3 protein-coding genes are annotated in these 3742 nt (G+C 63.0%); all 3 read left to right on the top strand.

What is annotated here, in order from left to right; genetic code table 11:
• The coding region (locus P0D96_RS47570; protein WP_408321227.1) for a paraquat-inducible protein A at positions 1 to 835 on the top strand (835 nt) is incomplete at its 5' end.
• The gene (locus P0D96_RS47565) at positions 828 to 2447 is read left to right on the top strand and encodes a PqiB family protein (protein WP_408321225.1); all 1620 of its coding nucleotides are present in this window, start codon (positions 828 to 830) and stop codon (positions 2445 to 2447) included. The genes P0D96_RS47570 and P0D96_RS47565, both read left to right, overlap by 8 nt.
• On the top strand, positions 2444 to 3031 hold the full coding sequence (locus tag P0D96_RS47560; protein WP_408321223.1) for a PqiC family protein: 588 nt from the start codon (positions 2444 to 2446) through the stop codon (positions 3029 to 3031). Before P0D96_RS47565 ends, P0D96_RS47560 begins: the two co-directional genes overlap by 4 nt.
• The last annotated feature ends 711 nt before the right edge of the window (positions 3032 to 3742 follow it).

Here is a 3742-nt window from a genome sequence, read left to right as displayed (position 1 = left end):
TATGACGGAGGTGCTGATCCTCGGGATGCTGGTCGCGCTGGTCAAGCTGGCGCATATCGCCAGCGTCGTGCCGGGCGTCGCGCTCTGGACGTTCGGTGCGTTGATGCTGATACTCGCGGCGGCCAGTGCCGCGTTCGATCCGCACGATCTCTGGCAAAGAATAGGCGGCCACTACCGCGTCGCGCCGGGCCCGGAAGAACTCGCCGCGCCGTCCGCACGCACGGCAATGGCCAGCGGTCTGATGACCTGCCACGATTGCGGGCTGCTGACAAAAGCGGCCCCACACGCCCACGACGTGAGCTGTCCGCGCTGCGGCGCGCATCTTCACGAACGCAAACCGGCGAGCTTCGCGCGCACGTGGGCGTTCCTGATCGCGGCGATGGTGCTGTACATCCCGGCGAACATGCTGCCGGTGATGAACACCAGTTCGCTGTTCGGCTCGGAGAAAGACACGATTCTGAGCGGCGTGGTGTACCTCTGGACATCCGGCTCCTGGCCTTTAGCCATCATCGTGTTCATTGCGAGCATCGCTGTTCCGATGCTCAAGATCATCGCGATCATGTTCCTCGTCATCTCGACGCAGCGGCGCTCGCGTGCGATGTTGCAGCAGCGGACGCGCATCTACCGCGTGGTGGAACTGGTCGGGCGCTGGTCGATGCTCGATATCTATGTGATCACGATTCTCGTCGCACTCGTCCAGTTCAATGCACTCGCGACCATCCAGGCAGGCCCGGCCGCCGTGGCTTTCGGCGCGGTAGTCGTGATGACGATGTTCGCGGCCATGTCATTCGACCCGCGCCTGATCTGGGACGCAACGGAGCACAATCATGGCTAAACCTCCCGGTCTGCCGGGGTCATCGGATGTCCCCGAAGCTGTTGCCACGCGGCGCTCGCGCTGGCGGATGCAGATCGTGTGGCTGGTGCCACTCATTGCCGTTCTGATCGGCGGCTGGCTGGCCGTGAAGACGATCCTCGAGCAGGGCCCGACAGTCACCATCAGCTTCGACACCGGCGAGGGGCTCGAAGCGGGCAAGACGAAGATCAAGTTCAAGAACGTCGATATCGGTGTGGTCAAGAGTGTCACGTTGTCGGGCGATCACCGCCGCGTGATCGCCACGGCCGAACTGTCCAAAGATGCCACCAACCTGCTGGTAGACGACACGCGGTTCTGGGTCGTGCGTCCACGCATTTCCGGCGGCACCGTATCCGGCATCGGCACGCTGTTGTCGGGCTCGTTCATCGGCATGGACGTGGGCACATCGACGAAGTCGAGGCGCGATTACACGGGCCTGGAGTCACCGCCCGTGTTCGCTATCGGCGTGCCGGGCCGAGAGTTTGTACTGAAAGGCGCTGACATGGGCTCGCTCGATGTCGGTTCGCCCATCTTCTACCGGCGGCTGCAGGTCGGCCAGATCGTTTCGTACCAGTTGGACCCGGACGGAAAGGGCGTGACGATGCATGTCTTCGTCAACGCCCCTTACGAGAAATACGTGACGCCTGATACGCGCTTCTGGCAGGCAAGCGGCGTCGACGTGTCGCTCGATACGACGGGCGTCAAGGTCAATACGGAATCGCTGGTGGCGATCCTGATTGGCGGACTCGCATTCCAGACGCCGGACGAAACGGCCGATGGAGCCGAGGCCGCCGCGAACGCCGAGTTCACGCTGTTCCGCGATCGTGCGGAGGCGTTTAAGCGCCACGATCGGATCGTCGACAACTATGTGCTGGTGTTCAGGGAGTCAGTGCGTGGACTGGCCGTCGGCGCGCCGGTCGATTTTCTTGGCATCGTGGTGGGCGAGGTTGCAGCGATCAATACGCGGTTTGATCCCGTTACCAAACAGTTCAGCATCCCGGTCGAGATACGTCTCTTTCCAGAACGTTTCACGTCGCGCTATGTGAAGGGCGGGGTTGGAGGCAGAATCACCGACGATCGTCAGCGACTTGCGCAAACGCTGATCGACCATGGCTTGCGCGCGCAATTGCGCACCGGAAACCTGCTGACCGGGCAACTCTATGTTGCACTCGACTTTTTCCCGAACGCGCCCAAGGCGAAGGTCGATTGGACCACCACTCCGCCCGAGTGGCCAACCATACCTGGCGGTCTGCAGTCCATGCAGGATTCGGTGACGAGTCTCCTCGCCAAGCTGAACCAGATTCCATTCGGCGGGATCGGGAAGGGCGCGCAAAAGACGTTGGCCGATGCGGATACGCTCCTCAAGCAGTTGCGGACCGACGTGGTGCCGCAGGCGCGGGACACGCTCGCCGCCGCACAGACGGCGCTAAATTCCGCGAACGGCGCGCTACAGCCCGATTCCGCGCTCGCGCAGAACACCTCTGACGCGATGAGGGAACTCGCGCGCACCGCAGCTGCTTTCCGTACGCTGGCGGACTATCTGGAACGCCATCCGGAGGCACTCATCCGCGGCAAGCTGGAGGATAAAAAATGATGCGCATATCCTTATCCCTCGTCGTCGCGGTGGCGGTTGCCGCGCTGATGAGTTGTGCCACGCCCAAGGCGGACTTCTACACGTTGAGTCAGGAGGTGCAAGGCGCAAGTGGGCAACCCGCAACGCCGATTGCGGTCCTGGTGGGGCCGGTCAGCGTGCCAGAGCTTGTCGACCGGCCGCAGATCGTGGTTCGTGCTGGCGTCAACCACGTGACTTTCGACGAATTCGCCCGCTGGGCCGAGCCGCTGAAGAGCCAGATTCCGCGCGTGTTTGTCGCCGATCTCTCGCAGCTGCTGAACAGCCCTCGCGTGTCGACTTTGCCGATCGGTGGGGACGCGGCGGCGGCCTGGCGAGTGCGGATCGACGTCCAGCGCTTCGATGCCTTGCTCGGCGATGCCGTGACTGTCGATGTCTTGTGGTCAGTGTTGCCACCGGGCAAAGCGCCGCCGATCATCGGCCGGACCATCGCGAGCGAGCGCTGCGCAGGCCCGGGCTACGATGCGGCGGTGGCGGCCTGGAGCAGGGCGCTCGCCACGGTGAGCCGCGCGATCGCTGCTGGAATCATGCCGGCACCGCCACCGTGAAACGTGCCGCGTTAGCGCGAGGGGACGCGCTTGTTGGCCCCTGGAGGCGACGACACACTGCGCCAGCCGTCGACGGAATCCAGGAACGGAGATGTCTCGCGCTAAGTGTGCAAGGCATATGGGTTACGGCGATCGTCCTTGCCATTGAACTGACGGCAGCGGGCTATGCATTCGCACAATCCGGAGTCGCTGGCTTGATCGACCAGCAGCAATGCATGTTCTGCCATACGACAGAGGGGGCTAACCTGGCCCCGTCGTTTCCGCAGATTGCGGAACGCTGTCGCACGGTGCTGGATGCGGGCGTCATGCTCGCAAAGAAAGTGAGGAATGGTGGAAAAGCAACGCTGGGGGGACATCACGATGCCGGACGCGGACCGCGTCGCGCCGCTTTCGCCTGAACAGGCCGACATGGTTATTCAGTGGGTGCCGACCCAGTGATTCGACACGGCCTGACCAGGTTTCCCGACGATGCAGGCTTGCGGCAGTTCGTCGAAGTGCCGCACTGTGCGGTCGGTTTCACCTTGAGTCTGTTCGTCGCGTTACTCGCGGTCGACGGTCACGGATACCGAGTGCCTCTCCGGTTCGGCGCGACGCTATCGGGCGTTACCGGATATCCGTCGCTCCCGGTTCGCGTCGAGTGAGACCGGGGAATGTCGCCGGAATAATTGATCGCTCGCTTAACTGGAGAAGAACATCGTGAGCCTCGACACA

Origin of the sequence: Paraburkholderia sp. RL17-347-BIC-D, assembly GCF_046027915.1 — a bacterium.
GTDB lineage: Bacteria > Pseudomonadota > Gammaproteobacteria > Burkholderiales > Burkholderiaceae > Paraburkholderia.
This window is presented reverse-complemented; position numbering and strand designations above follow the sequence as displayed.